This is a genomic window from Sphingobium indicum B90A (genome assembly GCF_000264945.2).
Classification (GTDB): Bacteria; Pseudomonadota; Alphaproteobacteria; order Sphingomonadales; family Sphingomonadaceae; genus Sphingobium; species Sphingobium indicum.
The window spans coordinates 2,711,866-2,729,401 of record NZ_CP013070.1 but is presented as its reverse complement, the minus strand read 5'-3'; the positions used below and the strand labels follow the sequence as shown (position 1 = coordinate 2,729,401).

Here is a 17,536-nt window from a genome sequence, read left to right as displayed (position 1 = left end):
ACGCGAGCCGGGTCGCCCATCAGGCGACCGCATTCACGAGATGTCCCGATACGGTCGAGATGAACGCGCGAAGACGCCCAAGACGCCTTAGATCCCGGTGATATCCCATCCAGATGTCTCGCGCTGGCGGCGTCGTCGGCAGGTCCACTCTGCGGATGCCCGGGATCTGATTGCCGACCACGCGGGGCAGGACAGCGATGCCGACGCCTTCCCTGCACATGCGCCCCTGGACGTTGCGGTTGTTCGATCGCAGGACCGGCCTCGCATTGGGGAAACTCTCGATGAGCCATGCGATGTCAGGGAAATGGCCGGTGGAAGTGTCATGGGTGATCAACCGGAAGCCGGTGCCGTCGCCATATTCGGGATCAGCTGCCTCCTCGGCGATGTAGACGCCATATTCCAGCCTGAAGAGCCGCCGCTGAACAACATCGGCAGTGTCGAACGGCACTATACGGAATGCGACGTCGGCCTCGCGCTGGGCAAGGTTGAACAGGCGCGTGCCGGTCAGGATCTCGACATCGACATTGGGATAGGCTTTGGAGAAATCCGCCAATATGGGGGGTAGGACATAAGCCCCGAACCAGTCAGCTGATGAAATTCGCAGACTGCCTTTGAGAGTCTGCTCCTGCCCCGCGAGCCGACGCTCCATGGCCAGCGCGCCTTCCTCCATCTGCTCGGCCAGCGGGATGATCCCATGGCCCTCGTCGGTCAGGACAAGACCGTCCGCCGTGCGCTGGAAGAGCGCGTGACCGATCGCCTGCTCCAGCGCGCGAAGGCGCCTGCCGACGGTTGGATGGCTTATCTGGAGAGACCGCGCGGCGCCGCCGAAGGTGCCGGATCGCACGATGGCAAGAAATATCCTGACGTCGCTCCACTCCATCACAACACCCATACAAAACTGAACAGCGAGAATGCATTTATGGCAGTTAAAGAACAAATATAAACATCTAGATTCCCTTCATCATTTGGAGGTGCTCAGGAATGAAAACCTGGTTCATCACAGGCTGCTCAAGCGGCTTTGGCCAGCGGCTCGCGCTTGCGGCGGCGCAGCGCGGCGATCGGGTCATCGCGACGGCCCGCGGTGTCAAGACGATCGAGGCGATGGCGGAGCCTTTCGGCGGTCGCATGATCACCTTGCCGCTCGACGTGACAGATGCGGCGGCCGCGAAGGCGGCGGTCGCAATGGCGGTCGAGACCTTCGGCGGGTTTGACGTGCTCGTGAACAATGCCGGCTACGCGCTGTTCGGGGCGATCGAGGAAGGCGCGTCCGAGGAATATCGCCCGATGTTCGAGGTCAACCTGTTCGGTCTGATCGAAACCACCAAGGCTGCATTGCCCGTCCTGCGGCGTTCGGGCGGAACGATCGTCAACATGTCGTCCGGCGCAGGCATCGAGGGGCGTGGCGGCGGAGGCTATTATCACGCCGCCAAGTTTGCCGTGGAAGGGATTTCAGAAGCGCTCGCAGGCGAACTGCAGCCGTTTGGCATCCGCGTGCTGATCGTCGAGCCGGGGCCGTTTCGCACCGATTTCCTGGGACGTTCGATCGCCATGGCGGCCAATCAGATGCCGGAATATGCGGCGAGTTCGCGCAAGCGCTATCGCGAAACGAACGACGGCAATCAGGCGGGCGATCCCGACAAGGCGGTCGCGGTGATCCTGCAGGCAGTCGACGCCCATGAGGCCCCGCTGCACCTGCCGCTCGGCCCGGCCGCGCACGCCATCGCGGAGCGAAAGCTGGCGGCCTTCCGCAGCGACATCGACGCCTGGCGCGCCATCACGATCGCCACCGATTACGATTAGCGCCGGCCACGCGCTCCGTTTGAACGTCAGCATCCGACTGGAAAGCCATCATGATCGCAGCCTTGAAGGGCTTTGCCCAGCAACTGGTGCCGGCGAACGGCATCAGGATCAACGCCGTCACGGGCGGCTCAGGCCCGCCGATCCTTCTGCTCCACGGCTGGCCGGAAACATGGTGGGAATGGCGCCATGTGATGCCGCTGCTCGCCGGGCATTTCAGCGTAGTGGCCATCGATCTGCGCGGCGCGGGCTTTTCCGACTGCCCGCAGGGCGGCTATGACAAGGCGACGATGGCGCGCGACGCGCATGAAGTCATGGTTGCCCTTGGGCATGAACGCTACGCCCTGTGCGGCCATGACATCGGCGGAATGGTCGCCGTGCCGCAGGCCGTCCTCTATCGGGAGGCTGTTACTCATCTGGCGGTCCTTGACGTACCCCTTCCCGGCTGGACCGGATGGGAGGCGACGACCGCACGGCTCTGGCACTTCGGCTTCCATAATAATCGGGATCTGCCTGAGCGCCTGATCCATGGCCGTGAATATGACTATGTTTCGACCTTTATGGCAGAGCGGTTCTACGATCACAGCAGCTTCGATCCGGCCAACATCGAGGTCTACGCCAGGGCGATGGCGCTTCCCGGCCGCACCCGCGGCGGCATGGAATGGTATCGCGCGCTCGCCGCCGACCATGCGGCCGCGCTCGCGTACAAGAAGCAGCCGCTTGAGATGCCGGTGCTTGGCCTGGGCGGCGACCAGCGCTTCGGCGCGCAGATGGTGCCGATGCTCAAGGAATTCGCGACCAACGTGACGGGCGGCTCGATCGCGCGGTGCAGCCACTATGTCGCGGACGAGCGGCCGGATGAAGTCGCAGCCGCGCTGATCGCGTTCCTCAAGGCCAAGTGAAACTCAGCCACTGCGCCTTTGTGACGCCTCGCGATAGATCGAACAAATAGCAAAGGAGACTGTCATGACCGCACCCGTCATTCGCGGCGTCAATCATATCGGCATCACGGTGCCCGACATCGAAGCCGCAAAAGCGTTCCTGGCGGATGCATTCGGCGGCCAACTGATCTATCAGTCCTTCGGACCGCAGGATCCGCCGCGCCAGGGGCCCGAGTTCGAGCGGGCCGTCGGCGCTTTCCCGGGAACGGTTGTGCGCGCGCAGGCGATGGTCAAGATTGGAACCGGACCCGATATCGAGCTCTTCGAAATGCACGGTCCCCAGCAAGCCCAGCCGATCCGGGCGAGCGATTTCGGCATCACGCACTTCGCGCTCTATACCGACGACATCAATGCATCGGTCGAGCGCTTCGAGAAGGCTGGAGGCACGCCCCTCACCGCGCCGCGCGCTATCCCCTATGCCACCGAAAAAGGGCCCGGAAACAAGGTCTGCTATTGCCGCATGCCGTGGGGCACGACGATGGAGTTCATCACCACGCCGGACCGCATGGCCTATCATGACCAGACCGATCTGCGCAGGTGGCAGGACGAGGACTGAGCAGGGCGGGAAGAGGGATGGTACCACCCGACTTGAGGAGTGAAGCGCATGTGGCAAATCCCGAAATTCGCTCGGCTGAGAGCGCCGACATCGCGGACATTATGGCTAACTTCAACGAACATCGGCGGCCTGAGGAAGCCAGATTTTCCTCAGAAAACCGCCCATTTCGGCGGTTGTCTATGAACACTGGCAAATGGGGCGGGAGGGAGTCTAACTCATTTCATATGTAGTTGATATATGGGATCATTTTATGATCTCAAAATTCATCCCCCACATTTTCCCCCACACATTCTCAAAGTGTCCCTTCATTTTACTGGTGCGGAGATTCGTGACGGTAGCGAGGCTGCCCGCTCGCGCGCTTCCCAAATAGCGCTGTAGCGGGCGGGCAGTCTTGCGGGCGGTGTCTGATGCCCTCGATACTGGACACGACCGGAATGTGTGAGACACTGCCACATCAAAAGGATTCGACATATTCCGATACGATAGCCAACTGCGCCGCATGGACACAACTGCGGCTGACAAGATCAAGCTCCACCTAGACGCACTCGCGGCAAAGGCGTTGAGCGCCTTCAAACGGCAGATGCTCCACATACATGCGGGTGGGGATTATCGTGAGTTCGTCCCAGAGTTTATGGTCAATGACATGGTGCGGGCTGCCGAGAGCAGCGCCAGCCAGTTGCTTGCCGATGCTGTGTCTCGAGTCTCAGGCATATCGACGGCACCGGCCAGTTTCACGATGATTGATATGGCGATGGACGCTTACCTTTCCGACCTGCAAGGCGTGGTGGAGCAGGGGCGTGGCGTTCCACTGCATCCTGCCATGCTCAAAGTGGCTGGCGAACGGTTTGATGCTGTTCGCCAGAGGCTGATCCGGTATCTCGACAATCATCGCCCCAGCTTTGTCGAGTCAAAGAATAAGGGCGGTCGCCCGCCAACATGGGATTGGGAAGGTGCGCTGATCCATGTCACGGCCATAGCCAATACACCAGACGGGCTGCCTTCAGAACGAGGGGCGCAGGCGCGGATTGAGGAAATCATCCATGACTGGTTCATTCAGGCCGGTGGCGATGCGCCTGCCGACAGTGAAATCCGCAAACGGGCCAGCGCGATAATGAAAGGGCTGAAAACCAGTTTCCGGCCCTTACCAGCCGACACGCTCCCGGATTCGTAGTCAACCGCCCCTGCCCACGGAAAGCGGACGCATGAAAGCGTTAGCTGATGGGCTGGGAACCAAGTCTATGAATGAACCCTATCTGTGTTCCGTCTCCGATGCCGCAAGGATGTTGGGGGTCGGACGAACCAAACTGTATGACATGATCGCCAAGGGCGAAATCCTGTCCATGCAAATCGGCACGAGGCGGCTGGTCAAGGTGGCCAGCATTCGGGCGCTGATCGAGCGCCTGACTGGCGGTGCCGCATGAACGATGCCAGCCACAATGAAGGGGCCGGTGCTGCGTCAACAGCAACCGGCCCGGAAGATGCCAAAGCTGCGAACCCGGCATCACTGTCTAACCCGGACCAGCCGATGACGCCAGATGAGATGCAGGCAGAAGCGGCGAGCGTCGATGGTGCGGGACTGCTGAACCGCATTCACGCATTTACACGCCGTTTCATCTGCTACCCCTCGGACCATGCAAGCACCTCACATGTCCTGTGGATCGCTCACACACATCTGATGGAGGCATGGTTTTCGACGCCCCGCCTTGCGGTGCTGTCGCCGGAGCCAGGAAGCGGAAAGTCGCGGGTGTTGGAGATTACAGCGATGCTGGTTCCAAACCCGCTTCTGTCGGTAAACTCGTCTGCGGCGTACATTCTGTGGAAGGTCTCCGATCAGGCGAACCGGCCAACGATCCTGTATGATGAAATCGACACGATCTTTGGCCCAGCCGCTAGGGGCAACGAAGACCTGCGGGGAATGGTCAATGCAGGCTATCGCCGTGGTGCCATGGTGGGCCGCTGCAATACGGAACGCGGCAAGGTGCAGCCTGTTGAACTGGCTACATATGCGGCGGTCGCAATGGGCGGCCTTGGCAACCTGCCCGACACTATCATGAGCCGGTCGATCATTATCCGAATGCGGAAGCGGGCGGCTGGCGAAAAGGCCGAACCTTTCCAGCCCCGTATTCATGAGCTTGAAGCAGAAGCCCTGCGGATCGAACTGGCCGAATGGGCGGCCAGCATCGCCGGTCTGGCGGAAATGGCACAACCGGCCATGCCGGACTGTATTGCCGACCGGAATGCCGATGTGTGGGGACCGCTGTTCGCGGTGGCCGATCTGGCAGGTGGTACATGGCCCGAAGCGGTGAGGATGGCTGCTACGGATGCCGTGCTGTCAGCGAAAGCCAGCGAGCGTCCTTCTTTGGGCGCTCAACTGTTGGCGGATATTCATGCCTGCTTCGGCAATGCTGATCGGATCACCACCGTCGATCTGCTGGACAGGTTGCTGGACGACGACGAAGCGCCTTGGGGCGACCTGAGAGGCAGGAAGATCGACGCCCGCAAACTGGCCGAGATGCTGCGTGAATATGGCATCCGGTCGTCCACGATCCGTATGCCCAATGGTCAGACGCCCAAGGGCTATAAGCGCGAAGCATTTGATGATGCATGGAAGCGCTACCTGCCTGTGTCACCAGCACGCACAACAAGCGCAACATCCGACACCGATCCTGCCAACGCCAATGAAACCGGGGATGGCACTGTGTCGGAGTATAACATGCCTGCGGCGTGTGGCGGCAAAAGCGGCTGAGCCACGGACGATGAGGCCTGAAAACCATTGGTATTCGGCCAAGTTGCCCATGTGTCGTCAGTGGCGGCAAATCCTGGAGAGTGGTCGGGAAGTTGGCTCGGCCACTCCCCAAATGCCCCGACGCGGGGCGGGAGCCAAGAAGTTGGACATTCTCACGGACAACCCCATGCAACCGGCCAATCTGGCCAATGCCTCTCGTTGCGGTGCCAGAACACGGTCAGGGGCCGAATGTCGGTCCCCGGCCGTCAGGGGAAAGCGGCGATGCAGGATGCATGGTGGGAATAGCTGCGGTGCGCCGAAGGGAAATCGCAACGCATGGAAGCATGGCGATCGCTCGGCACAAACGGAAGCTGAATTGAAGTTGGTAAGGGCGGCTGACCGCATGCTTCGGATGCTGACAAATTCCAGCAAGAGCCGGAAGCTGCCGCGAACTGACTGGTAGCCAGTCTGCCTATCGGACGTTCAGACCGGACCCGCCCCGGAGGGCTGGGTCCGGCACTTCACTCCCCGAAAATGCTGTCGGGGAGATATTCGATAGCCTGAGCGTAGAGCGTGGCATTGGCCTCGGAGTCGGCGCAGAAGTCCAGAACCTCACGGTTTGAACGAGCCACGTCGATACGGGCTTCTCGCAGCAGCGTGTCGCGGAAGGTCTTGCGATGGATCGCATGACGGTCGCGCTGATCGGTGGCAGCAGATTCCACGAAGCGGCTGGCCATGTCGATGCCGCCGCTAACGGTGGTGACGGTCTTGCTGACCATACCGGCGGTGTCGGTGATGGTGCCAAGAACGGCACCGAAAGTCATGCGGGTGGTAGCCATGAGGTAAGCCCTCCATTGAGCCGGACAAAATTATCCAAACAGGCCGGAGGCCATGTATTGAAGGGGGGGCCGTATTTCTGTATTCCCGGACACCGGGGGGGTATCTGTATATTGGGGGTGCCTCATGGTGACACCCCTGCCGCCAGCCGTTGCGATGAAAAATTTGCATAAGGCGCGGCTGCGCTGCGAATGACTGAAAAGGGTGGTTACGGGACGGTCTGCTGAGGGATACCACACTCAACAATTTGGCATGGCAGAGCTTTGGACCCCTTCCTTTCGGTCCTTCCGCCACGCTTCAAGGCGGAGCCTGCATTCTGCTGCAGCCAGCGGCGCAGGAATACAAAATGATTGAGTTCCAATCGAAGCGGCGCTTGGGACAACTGCATCTACAGTGACGCCGCCGATCCGCTCGCAGGCAGCTCCCGGTTCAGCGTCGTAGTGAACAATGGAGACCGTGTAGTCTGGGCAAATGTCTCCGCAAATATGGTCATCCAAGACCATCACATCGTTATGAAGCCCCAGCCGCAAGCGACCATGATTGTTGCTTTTCGCGTCGTCAAACTTGATCGCTATGGCGGCGACGTCAGCGTCGCTGAGTCTTCTGGTAGGATTATCTGTAAAGAATGGGTCAGTGGTACGTCTTCCAAATTGACCAACAAGGACAGCGACACTCAGCGAGGCAAAGATCGTCGCAACTGCGATCCAGAATATCACGCGGTAAGGATTTTTGGTATCCAACTTCATCTCGGATTAGGAGTGGCCCGATAGTCCGCTATTTGAAATCATTTTATCATTCATTAATGACCGCCACTGGTCGTTAGCGCCTTGCCCTGTGGCGACCAAGAAAGCCAAGTTCAAGCGCAACCCCAGCCCAATAAGCAAGGATCATCACGAACAGCAGGCGTCGATAGTCGGGGCGAAGCAAGCCAAATGCCTCACCTGCCATTAAGGCCATTCCAACCCAGGTCGCGATGAAGAATATCGTGATATGGGTAACGCTGAATAGGGCATCGAGCAAACGTGTCATGATCGCTACCTAGCACGATTTTCTATGTCGGCTATTGCGACCGGCGCGAGGCCAAACGAACGACCACAACTGGTCGCCTGCCGCTGGGCAGTTTTCGAATCCTGAATCGGACCAGCAGGTTATCGACCGCTTGGAGTGATTCGCGGGGTGGGAACGCCGATGGCGGGTGGTGAACGGAAAGGCAGCTCATAGAACGAGCTTGCTGCAAAGCCGCCGTAAAGTTCGTTTACTTGCGGTCGCGTTAACCCATTAACTTTGCAACGTGCCTTCCGTTTGCCATGTTGAAGAAAATGAGGGGCCTTCTGTGTTTGATTCGATGGGTGCGTTCAACAATCAATTTACGCCGGTAGATGGCGGCTATCTGTATTATCCGTCAAAAAATTCTGGCGGTAAACTTGTCACTGCTGATGAATACGAACAGTTAGCCGCAGGCTGGCGTAAGGTCGCTGGCCGCCGTGGTATGTGGAAGATCGTTGGCATCGTCATGCTGGCTATCATCTTTTGGACCACCATATCGAAATCTTTGTCTCTGCCGGAATGGTCGGACTCGATTATGGTTGCTGCATCTGTTGCAGGAATTTCGGCATGGTTGCTTTGGGCCAGCTTTGCCCCGCGTCGTTTGGTTCGAGATCGACCGGCGATGACTCCACCTAGACCCGTTTCGGAGACGAAACGTCAAGCGCGAGCTTTGCTCAATTGGCGTTTCATCACCTTTGCGCTCTTCCTCAGCGGCATCGCCTTTTTCGGTTCATTGAACGCACCAGAACGCGATTTCAAATCTTGGGCTTGGCTTATTGGCAGCGGAGCGATGTTTGGCCTCTATATATGGATAGGCATTCGGAAGTTTCTGGATAGGTAGTTTCTGGTTCCGTTATACAACAAGCTGCCGAATGTCCGCTAACCGGGAACTGCTCTGGTTCATTGAATGACAAAAACTGGTCGTTTGCTGCCGATGCCGCTGCCTCCTCACCTTCGATGCAGGAAGCTTTTCCCTTCTCCTCCCCCCTTCGGCTGGGGGGCCGCTCGGGAGCGAAGGCTGCTCATCGGCCCGTAGCGAAGCGGAGGGGCCGATAGGGCAAAGCCGGGAGCGGAGAGCGGGCGACCAGCCGACGAAATGAACCGCCATCTCGTTTATCCCCTCAATAATATGTCGGGGTGGGTGGTTGAGAGATTTCCACCTCTTGGTTCCCATTCTGGCGCACGGCGTGCCCAGCCTCTTCCACTCCTGCCCCACCGCGCCTGCGGCGCGTGGGTTGTGCGGACGGCTGGAACACGCCGAAGGCGGTTCAATGCGGGGCTTTGATGGGGCGGGAGATGAGGAACGCCCCGCGCAGCTTCTTGATCTCCCATGCTATGGCAGCAGCAGCGATCAGGTTCACCAACGCATGAAACTCTTTACTCATGGTGATGACGAAAACGGGATTATATAACAGGGCGATGAAGGAGAACGCCCACGCCCACGAACTCGGCTTGCGGATGAAATACAGGGCAGCGAGATAGCCCATATATCCTGTCACCAGCAGGCGGAGCAGTTGATAATAGCCGTAGGGCATATCAGCCACGGCCAGAATGCTGAGAGCCGCAATCGACCAGCCCAGCCAATGGGGCAAGAATCCCTGCGGGGTTATCTTCTCTCTTCTTGGTTCCCCAAGGCCGATAGGCCTTTCCGGCTCGACATGTGGCGTGATCGCGGGCGACGATACAGATGGTGCTCTTGCGGCCATTGGCTCTGCCTGCTGGCCGCCCGAATCAGAAGGCGCGGCCTTGCACAAAGAAATGGCGTGCGCCTTCCCGTCTGCCTTCACGCGGCCGATATGGGAAAAGCCGAGCCTGCGCAGCTTCCGCGCTCGTAGCGCATTACCGAACAGTCCAAACAGTATCCGGATTGTGAGTAGGACGGAGGACACAGCCAGCACCACAAGCCGGGTCGGCTCGTCGTAACGGTCATAGGGATCGACATACCCGTTGGTATTGTTCCCGGTGATGCTGAAAACGAGGTCTATGGGCAGCAGCAGAAAGGCCGCAAGCCATAGTCCGTTGAACAACGCCCATATCGATCCGAAGAAGAATGCTGGCCAGCACCAGCCTTGCTTGACGGCCTTGTAATCGCCGTCATCGTTCGAGAATACGTTGAATGATCGCATATCTCCCCCCTTTCATGGCAGCGTCCGCAAGGCAGACGCAAGAAAACACGTATAGGTGTGATTATGTTTAAATGCATCGTAAAAGCGGGATTCACACTTATACGATGTAGTGATGCGGAAGACAGGTCGGCATCCACATTTGCGTGGAAGTCGATCCCGATCTTGTCCCGTTAGGTGAGGCTGTCCGCCAGCTCAGGAAGGCGCGTGGCCTGACCCAAGAAGACCTGTCCGGGCTGACCGAATTGCACCGCAATCATATAGGCGGGATCGAACGCGGCGAACGTAACATTACCATCAAGACAATGCTGGCCCTGGCTCGTGCATTGGACGTACAGCCTGCGGAATTGTTTTCGAAATATCGCATTTCGGCGGCCACCCGACCTTAGTCGAGGGAACCTTAGTTCGCCGCCGATTGAGGGCCGCACGATCAAGGTTAAAGCAGCGGTTGTTTGTTGAGCCACTGACACGTTGTCCATCCTGTGATCGCGGCGATAATGTTCATCATGTTAGAGGCAAACAGTAATCTGGCTATATTCTGCTCGCAGACAAGAATGTGACATTTGTCAATCAGCCGCGCTCATAATACGATGCCTGAGGGCGGCTCGTTGGCGGACAGGGTTTGGTCGGCGGAGGTCCGAATCGCCTGTTCGATCAGATTCAATAAACTAGCTACACCTGCCCATTGCCGAATGTGGGGCGGTCAAGTTATGAGCGGGCGCAAGGAATGCGCCACGGGTCCGACGTCTCTTGTCGGTATGGCCCATGCCTTATGCGAAGATGCGACTAAAATCGGGGGACATATGGCTGGATTGTTGGACGGCGCGGGCGGCGGCGCAAGCAACTCGCTAAACCGGCTCTACTACGGCGACAATCTCGACATAATGCAGAACAAACTTGGTCTTGAAAGCGTTGATCTGATTTACCTTGATCCACCGTTCAAGTCCGACACCAATTATAACTTAATGTATCGCAATCTGACCGGTAAACCAGTGCCAGAACAGGTTCATGCGTTTGCCGATACGTGGGAATTCGACGCCGAAAAGGAAAGAATTGCACGCGAGATACCTACGCTCATGATCCAACAGGGCATTGACCCTGATGCTGTGCAGTTTTGGACGCTTTGGGTTGATGCACTTAGGAAAACCAATCGCGAACTACTCGCCTATCTAATTTATATGGTGCAGCGAATGCTCTTCATGAAAAGCATTTTGAAACGGACCGGTTCGATTTATCTTCACTGCGACCCGACAGCGAGCCATTATATCAAAGTTATGATGGACGCGATTTTCGGGCATGACAATTTTCGGAATGAAATCATTTGGAAGCGTACTGGATCACATGGGGGATCAAAGCGGTGGGGTCCGGTCCACGATGTCATATTATTTTACACTAAATCATCAAAATACACTTGGAACCGGGTTTTTCAAGAATATGAAAAGTCATACCTTGACGATTTCTACCGCTTTAGTGATGGTAAGGGTCGTTATAGACTAGTCACTTTGACAGGGGCGGGCGTTCGTACGGGAGATTCTGGAAAGCCATGGCGCAATGTTGATCCCACCGCTTCTGGCAGACATTGGGCGGTTCCAATTAAGTCGCTTCAACGTGCATATCCAGACCATGATTTCGCCGGGCTATCAACTCAGGAAAAGCTGGATTTGCTTGATAAGGCTGGCCTTGTGTATTGGCCCCCGCGAGGAAGTGTTCCACAACAAAAGAGATATGCCGATGAGAATCCTGGGGTGCCTGTTCAAGACATTGTGACGGACATCGGACCAGTTTCATCGCAAGCAAATGAACGCCTCGGCTACCCCACGCAAAAGCCCGTGCCGTTGCTTGACCGGATCATTCAGGCATCCAGCAACCCCGGCGACGTAGTGTTCGATCCATTCTGCGGTTGCGGAACGACGATCTATTCTGCCGTAAAGAACGAAAGAAGATGGATTGGATGCGACATTGCCATTTTACCAATACAAATGGTCACAACGCAACTCGCTGAGCGCCATCGCTTGGTCCAAGGAATTCATTTCGAAGTAGATGGTGTTCCAATTAGTGTCGAACAGGCTCGGCATCTCTTTGATAGAAACCCTTATCAATTTCAACAATGGTTTGTTGAGCGTGTTGGTGGATTTCCAATGCAGAAGAAGGTCGCGGATCGCGGCATTGACGGTCGCCTATACTTCCAAACAAATATGAAATTGGAACAGATTATTCTTTCGGTGAAGGGTGGCAAGTTGAAGCCCACCGACGTTCGCGACCTACGGGGTGTCATGGAACGCGAAAAGTGTCCGATTGCTGGTTTCCTTTGTCTCAACGAACCTACGAAGGCCATGCGACAAGAAGCCGAAGATGCGGGCGAATATGAATATATGGGAATCCCATACAAGCGGCTTCAACTGCTGAGCGCGACCGACGTTTTGGAGCGGGGGATGACATTCCATACGCCTACGAAGGTCAGCACGAAGTTCGCGACGGGCCAAGGTTCATTGGCGTTGATGTAGCACAATGCCTGCCTTCAAGCTTGCCTCATCAACTGTAAAACCACTGCTGGTTTACGATCCGTGGCACAATGCGCACCCCATGCTTCCATCAGCTTCCGGCGCTTGTCGAGCATACCGCCCCGCTGATAGGCGCGTTCAACCTCGTTGGGGTTCTGGTGGGCCAGTGCGGCTTCCGCCACTTCACCGGGGAAGTTGGTCTGTTCGGCGACCCATGTGCGGAATGATGACCGGAAGCCGTGAACGGTCACTGGTTCTTCCATCCGCCGCAACACCTTTAACAGGGTCATGTCGGACATGACGCCACCGTTCATGCCGGGGAATACAACATCAGTTCCTTCGCGCCGGACAACCATGGCGCTTCGCAGCACAGACGCGGCTTCGGGCGACAGCGGCACGACATGCTCACGCCGCATCTTCATGTGATCGGCGGGCACCGTCCATAAAGCGTTATCAAGATCGAATTCATCCCATGTCGCCAGCCGCACTTCCTGCGAGCGTGCGGCGGTCAGCACGGCGAACTCCAGTGCAAGGCGTCCCCACACTCCGCCAGTGACACGAAGGCGAGTGAGGAAGGCAGGGACATCGGCATAGGGCATGGAGGGATGATGCTTGCCGCCAGATTGCTTGGGCAGGCCCTTGCCTGCTGCCAGAGCTTTATGCGGGGCTTCGGTCGCCCGCCAGCCACGAGCATGGGCATAATCCAACACGGTGCAAATCCGCTGCTTCACTCGCCGCCCGGTTTCCGGGGTTTTCGTCCACACTTCGGAGATGGCCGCAATGATCTCGCCAGCGGTGATGCTGCCTACCGGCTTGGAACCAAGGGCAGGGAAAGCATAGGTTTTCAGTGTGCTAAGCCACTGGTCCCCATGCTTCTCGTTAGCCCATTGATACTTATGCGCTTCCAGATAGGCATCGGCGGCCTCTTTGAAGGTGACGGCCGCGGCCTTGGCCTTGCGCTTGTCAGCCACCGGATCGAGGCCTTTGATTCGAACGGCCTCACGCAGCTTCACGGCCTCGATACGGGCGTTGGCCAAAGTCACCAGTTTGGCGGTGCCGATGGTGTAATCGCGCCGTTTTCCTTGATGCTGGATGCGAACGAGCCAAGACGCACCGCCGCGCCTGTCCACTTTCAGGAACAGGCCGTCACCATCCTGATAGGTGCCGGGCTTGTTCAGAAAAGCCTTCACCTCATTGGCCGTCAATTTCCCCATGCCTCACCTCGCCGAGGCGCGTTCCACCACACCCCCTGAAATCCACCACACTTTCCACCACGTTTTATCGCGATTGGAGGTGAACTTCAACGAACATCAGCGGCCTGAGAAAACCTTACTTTCCGCAGAAATCCGCGCATTTCGGCGGTTGACTGTAAACGCTGACGGATGGGTAAATGGCGGAGCGGGAGGGATTCGAACCCTCGATACGCTTTTGACGTATACTCACTTTCCAGGCGAGCGCCTTCGACCACTCGGCCACCGCTCCGCATTGCACTGGAGGCGGCTCCCTATCGTGCGTCGGCGCGCTAGGCAAGGGGATGCTTTACTTTCCTTTCCATCCCATGCTTGATCGCGCCATGCCAATCCGCTCCCTCGCTTTCACGGCCGCGCTTTTCCTGTCTTCCCCGGCGCTTGCCGCCGATGCGCCCGCCACCCCCTCCGCCATGGTGGCGCAGGCCCCCGCAGGCGCTTGGCGGCCGATCGCGCCCGACGCGCTGCTGGTCATGACGGTCGAGGGCGGCAAGCGGGTCGTCATCCAGCTCGCGCCCGATTTCGCGCCCGCCCATGTCGCCAATATCCGCGCGCTCGCCCGCGCGGGCTGGTGGGACGGGGAAAGCGTCTACCGCGTGCAGGACAATTATGTCGCCCAATGGGGCGACGCGACGGAGAAGAAGGCCCTGCCCCCCGGCATCGCCGCGAACATCGTGCCCGACTATGTCCGCCCGCTCGCCACGCTCAAGGGCGCCCCCGTGCCCTTGCCCTATCCGGACGCCTATGCCCCGCGCACCGGCTTCATCGACGGCTGGCCGGTGGCGATGGACGAGACGTCGGCCTGGCTGCCCCATTGCTACGCCATGGTCGGCGTGGCGCGGAACCTGTCCCCGGACGCGGGGACCGGAGCGGAACTCTACGCCGTGATCGGCCAGGCCCCGCGCCAGCTCGACCGCAACATCGCGCTGGTCGGCCGGGTGATAGAGGGCATCGGCCTGCTCGCCAGCCTGCCGCGCGGATCGGGCGACCTCGGCTTCTACGCAGCGGGGGAAAGGCGCCTGCCCATCCTTTCCGTCCGCCTCGCCAGCGACCTGCCGGAGGCGCAGCGGCCGCGTTACCAGGCGATGGACGTGGGATCGCGTAGCTTCGCCGATTATCTTCGCCTGCGGGCCAACAGGAAGGACGATTTCTACGAACGGCCCGCCGGCGGCGTCGACCTCTGCAACGCGCCGGTGCCGGTCCGGCAGGCGCCCTGAGCGCGCCGTTTCGCCGACACGGGCAAAATGCCGGAACGATGCCTATCTAACGGACATTACACCCCCGCCGGCAATGATGGAGAAGATGGTCATGATCGTAGGCACCGTCAGGGAGATCAAGAATCACGAATATCGCGTCGGCCTGACGCCGGAGAGCGTGCATGAGCTGACCGCCCACGGCCATCGCGTGCTGGTGGAAAGCGGCGCGGGGGAGGGGATCGGCGCGCATGACGGCCTCTACGCCCGCGCCGGGGCGGAGATCGTCGAAGACCCCGCCGCCGTCTTCGCCGCGGCGGAGATGATCGTGAAGGTCAAGGAACCCCAGCCGGAGGAACGCGCCCTGCTGCGCCCCGGCCAGATCCTCTACACCTATCTGCACCTCGCCCCCGATCCGGACCAGACGCGGGATCTGATGGCGTCGGGCGCGGTCTGCATCGCCTATGAGACGGTGACGGACGCCCATGGCGGCCTGCCGCTGCTCAAGCCGATGAGCCAGGTCGCCGGGCGCATGGCGATCCAGGCGGGCGCCACCGCTCTGGAAAAGGCCAATGGCGGGCGCGGCGTGCTGCTGGGCGGGGTGCCCGGCGTCCTGCCGGCGAAGGTGGCGGTGATCGGCGGCGGCGTGGTCGGCTTCAACGCGGCGCAGATGGCGGCGGGCCTGGGCGCGGACGTCACCATCCTGGACCGCAGCCCGGAAGTGCTGGAGCGGCTGGGCATCCATTTCGAGGCGCGGGCGAAGACGCGCTTTTCCAACCGCGCCAACCTGGCCGAATGCGTGGCGGAGGCGGACCTGGTGATCGGCGCGGTGCTGATCCCCGGCGCCGCCGCGCCCAAGCTGGTGTCGGCGGATATGCTCAAGACCATGAAGAAGGGCGCGGTGCTGGTCGACGTGGCGATCGACCAGGGCGGCTGCTTCGAAACCAGCCACCCCACCACCCATGACGACCCGACCTATATCGTGGAGGGCATCGTCCATTATTGCGTCGCCAACATGCCCGGCGCCGTGGCGCGGACCAGCACCTATGCGCTCAACAACGTGACCCTGCCCCACGCGCTGCGGATCGCCGACCTGGGGTGGAAGGAAGCGATGCGGGCGGACCCGCATCTGCTGGACGGGCTGAACGTGTGGAACGGGCAGATCGCCTATCGCGCCGTGGCGGAGGCGCTGAACCTGCCCCATATCCCTGCGGAACGGGCGATCGGATAACGGCCGGGCCGGCGTCTTATGGCCAGTTGCGGACATCATTTACCGTCACCCCGGACTTGATCCGGGGTCCCGCTGCCTTGGGCTGGGCGTGCACTCGGAAAGAAAGCGGGACCCCGGGTCAGGCCCGGGGTGACGAATTGGGGAATGGCGGGAAACCACCCCAACCACCCCCATCGCCTCCCACAATATTGCACCCCCCTTTGCGGGTTCCCCGACTTCGTTCGTCTTGGGAAGAAGCGGGGCAGTTGATCGTCCCCGCCCGTTATATTCCGCCGCAGAGAGGCATGGGTTTCCAAAATGGTCGATTGCACAGCTTCCGCCGCCTTGATCCATCGGGGCATATTCCTCCATAACGCCGCCCGCACGGCACCGACAGGGGAGCAGCGCTGATGCATGGTGACCTGACGACCTGGCTGGTGCCGCTGGTCGCGATGCTGGGGGCGGGCCTGTTCGCCGGTTTCGCGGCGGGGATTTTCGGGATCGGCGGCGGCTTCGTGGTGGTGCCCGCGCTGTTCGTGGTTCTGCCGCTGCTGGGCGGCACGCATGAGGCCATCGCCCATGTCGCCATCGGCACGTCGGCGGCGACGATCATCGTCACGTCGATCCGCTCGCTGCTCGCCCATGCCAAGCGCGGCGCGGTGGAATTCGAGATACTCAAGACCTGGGCGCCGTGGATCATCCTGGGCGACGGCGTCGGCGTGCTGCTGGCCGGCCGGGTCGACGGGCACATATTGACCATGATCTTCGCGGTCGGCGTGTTCCTGATGTCGCTCAACTTCCTGCTGCCCAAGGTCGGCGGCAAGGTGATCAGCGACACCATGCCGTCCGGCATCGCCCGCGTCGGCATCGCCGGCGGCCTGGGCACCTTTTCTGCGCTGCTGGGCATCGGCGGCGGCACCATCGCCATCATGGTGATGACGCTGTGCGGCCGTTCGATCCACCGCGCCATCGCCACCGCGTCTGGCATCGGCACGCTCATCGCCATTCCCAGCGCCATCGGCTTCGCGCTGATCGGGCTCAAGGAAGGCGGCCTGCCCTGGGGTTCGCTGGGCTATGTCAACATTCCCGCGACGCTGGCCATCGCCTCCATGTCCGTGCTCACCGCGCCGCTGGGCGTCGCCGTCGCGCACGCCATGCCCGCCGCCCCGCTCAAGAAGATCTTTGGCGTCTATCTGGTGATCATCGCCTTCGTCATGTTCCGCAACGCCATGAAGATGTGAATTCCCCGGCCCATGGCCCCTGCACGGGCCATGGGCGGGATTTTTCCATAACATACTGATTTAAATGGATTTCTGTTCGATCCGTCCTTTCCGCCGGTCGCCGCGGGGATGCGTTTCG

At 59.7% G+C, this 17,536-nt stretch carries 19 protein-coding genes and 1 tRNA gene; 13 read left to right on the top strand and 7 right to left on the bottom strand.

Going from position 1 to position 17,536, the window contains the following annotated elements:
- Positions 1–19: 19 nt before the first annotated feature.
- Positions 20–937 carry a LysR family transcriptional regulator gene (locus tag SIDU_RS13250; RefSeq protein WP_233431828.1) on the bottom strand — a complete coding sequence of 306 codons (918 nt, stop codon included), beginning with the start codon at positions 935–937 and terminating at the stop codon, positions 20–22.
- A gap of 44 nt (positions 938–981) precedes the next feature.
- On the opposite strand from SIDU_RS13250, the gene SIDU_RS13245 reads away from it, so the two are divergent.
- The 7 genes from SIDU_RS13245 to SIDU_RS20365 all read left to right on the top strand — a co-directional run bounded on the left by SIDU_RS13245 (position 982) and on the right by SIDU_RS20365 (position 6,482).
- Positions 982–1,800 (top strand): oxidoreductase, encoded by an 819-nt coding sequence (locus SIDU_RS13245; RefSeq protein ID WP_007687929.1) that lies wholly within the window; start codon positions 982–984, stop codon positions 1,798–1,800.
- Positions 1,801–1,850: 50 nt separating this feature from the next.
- Entirely contained in the window at positions 1,851–2,699 is an 849-nt protein-coding gene (locus tag SIDU_RS13240) for an alpha/beta fold hydrolase (RefSeq protein WP_007687927.1), read from the top strand.
- Positions 2,700–2,763: 64 nt separating this feature from the next.
- Positions 2,764–3,294: a VOC family protein gene (locus tag SIDU_RS13235; protein WP_007687925.1), complete on the top strand. Its 531-nt coding sequence runs from the start codon at positions 2,764–2,766 to the stop codon at positions 3,292–3,294.
- Between the two features lie 499 nt (positions 3,295–3,793).
- Positions 3,794–4,465 (top strand): hypothetical protein, encoded by a 672-nt coding sequence (locus SIDU_RS13230; RefSeq protein ID WP_007687922.1) that lies wholly within the window; start codon positions 3,794–3,796, stop codon positions 4,463–4,465.
- Between the two features lie 67 nt (positions 4,466–4,532).
- Entirely contained in the window at positions 4,533–4,715 is a 183-nt protein-coding gene (locus SIDU_RS13225; RefSeq protein WP_007687920.1) for a helix-turn-helix domain-containing protein, read from the top strand.
- The gene (locus SIDU_RS13220; protein ID WP_233431827.1) at positions 4,712–6,040 is read left to right on the top strand and encodes a DUF3631 domain-containing protein; all 1,329 of its coding nucleotides are present in this window, start codon (positions 4,712–4,714) and stop codon (positions 6,038–6,040) included. The genes SIDU_RS13225 and SIDU_RS13220 overlap by 4 nt, the downstream gene beginning before the upstream one ends.
- Entirely contained in the window at positions 5,973–6,482 is a 510-nt protein-coding gene (locus SIDU_RS20365; RefSeq protein ID WP_409349294.1) for an HGGxSTG domain-containing protein, read from the top strand. The genes SIDU_RS13220 and SIDU_RS20365 overlap by 68 nt, the downstream gene beginning before the upstream one ends.
- 58 nt (positions 6,483–6,540) lie before the next feature.
- On the opposite strand, the gene SIDU_RS13210 is transcribed toward SIDU_RS20365, so the two are convergent.
- The 3 genes from SIDU_RS13210 to SIDU_RS13205 all read right to left on the bottom strand — a co-directional run bounded on the left by SIDU_RS13210 (position 6,541) and on the right by SIDU_RS13205 (position 7,885).
- Positions 6,541–6,858 carry a hypothetical protein gene (locus SIDU_RS13210; protein ID WP_007687917.1) on the bottom strand — a complete coding sequence of 106 codons (318 nt, stop codon included), beginning with the start codon at positions 6,856–6,858 and terminating at the stop codon, positions 6,541–6,543.
- Positions 6,859–7,095: 237 nt separating this feature from the next.
- Entirely contained in the window at positions 7,096–7,602 is a 507-nt protein-coding gene (locus SIDU_RS19390) for a hypothetical protein (protein WP_129965426.1), read from the bottom strand.
- Between the two features lie 73 nt (positions 7,603–7,675).
- Positions 7,676–7,885, bottom strand: a complete 210-nt coding sequence (locus SIDU_RS13205; RefSeq protein ID WP_007687915.1) for a hypothetical protein — start codon at positions 7,883–7,885, stop codon at positions 7,676–7,678.
- A 304-nt stretch (positions 7,886–8,189) separates the two neighbouring features.
- Here SIDU_RS13205 and SIDU_RS19385 point away from each other — a divergent pair, with 304 nt between their 5' ends.
- Positions 8,190–8,744 (top strand): hypothetical protein, encoded by a 555-nt coding sequence (locus SIDU_RS19385; protein WP_129965427.1) that lies wholly within the window; start codon positions 8,190–8,192, stop codon positions 8,742–8,744.
- Positions 8,745–9,171: 427 nt separating this feature from the next.
- On the opposite strand, the gene SIDU_RS13200 is transcribed toward SIDU_RS19385, so the two are convergent.
- The gene (locus tag SIDU_RS13200; protein ID WP_007687913.1) at positions 9,172–10,029 is read right to left on the bottom strand and encodes a DUF2628 domain-containing protein; all 858 of its coding nucleotides are present in this window, start codon (positions 10,027–10,029) and stop codon (positions 9,172–9,174) included.
- Between the two features lie 143 nt (positions 10,030–10,172).
- On the opposite strand from SIDU_RS13200, the gene SIDU_RS13195 reads away from it, so the two are divergent.
- Together SIDU_RS13195 and SIDU_RS13190 are read left to right on the top strand one after the other, a co-directional pair.
- Complete coding sequence (locus SIDU_RS13195; protein WP_007687911.1) at positions 10,173–10,415, top strand: helix-turn-helix domain-containing protein; 243 nt, start codon at positions 10,173–10,175, stop codon at positions 10,413–10,415.
- Positions 10,416–10,736: 321 nt separating this feature from the next.
- Positions 10,737–12,530: a site-specific DNA-methyltransferase gene (locus tag SIDU_RS13190; protein WP_158514630.1), complete on the top strand. Its 1,794-nt coding sequence runs from the start codon at positions 10,737–10,739 to the stop codon at positions 12,528–12,530.
- A 14-nt stretch (positions 12,531–12,544) separates the two neighbouring features.
- On the opposite strand, the gene SIDU_RS13185 is transcribed toward SIDU_RS13190, so the two are convergent.
- The gene (locus tag SIDU_RS13185) at positions 12,545–13,741 is read right to left on the bottom strand and encodes a tyrosine-type recombinase/integrase (protein WP_007687901.1); all 1,197 of its coding nucleotides are present in this window, start codon (positions 13,739–13,741) and stop codon (positions 12,545–12,547) included.
- A gap of 177 nt (positions 13,742–13,918) precedes the next feature.
- Positions 13,919–14,009 (bottom strand) — tRNA-Ser (locus SIDU_RS13180).
- Positions 14,010–14,061: 52 nt separating this feature from the next.
- Between SIDU_RS13180 and SIDU_RS13175 the strand changes: the two genes are divergently transcribed.
- The 3 genes from SIDU_RS13175 to SIDU_RS13165 all read left to right on the top strand — a co-directional run bounded on the left by SIDU_RS13175 (position 14,062) and on the right by SIDU_RS13165 (position 17,418).
- The gene (locus SIDU_RS13175) at positions 14,062–14,991 is read left to right on the top strand and encodes a peptidylprolyl isomerase (protein ID WP_007687899.1); all 930 of its coding nucleotides are present in this window, start codon (positions 14,062–14,064) and stop codon (positions 14,989–14,991) included.
- A gap of 91 nt (positions 14,992–15,082) precedes the next feature.
- Positions 15,083–16,198 carry an alanine dehydrogenase gene (ald, locus tag SIDU_RS13170; RefSeq protein WP_007687897.1) on the top strand — a complete coding sequence of 372 codons (1,116 nt, stop codon included), beginning with the start codon at positions 15,083–15,085 and terminating at the stop codon, positions 16,196–16,198.
- A gap of 389 nt (positions 16,199–16,587) precedes the next feature.
- The gene (locus SIDU_RS13165; RefSeq protein ID WP_007687895.1) at positions 16,588–17,418 is read left to right on the top strand and encodes a sulfite exporter TauE/SafE family protein; all 831 of its coding nucleotides are present in this window, start codon (positions 16,588–16,590) and stop codon (positions 17,416–17,418) included.
- The last annotated feature ends 118 nt before the right edge of the window (positions 17,419–17,536 follow it).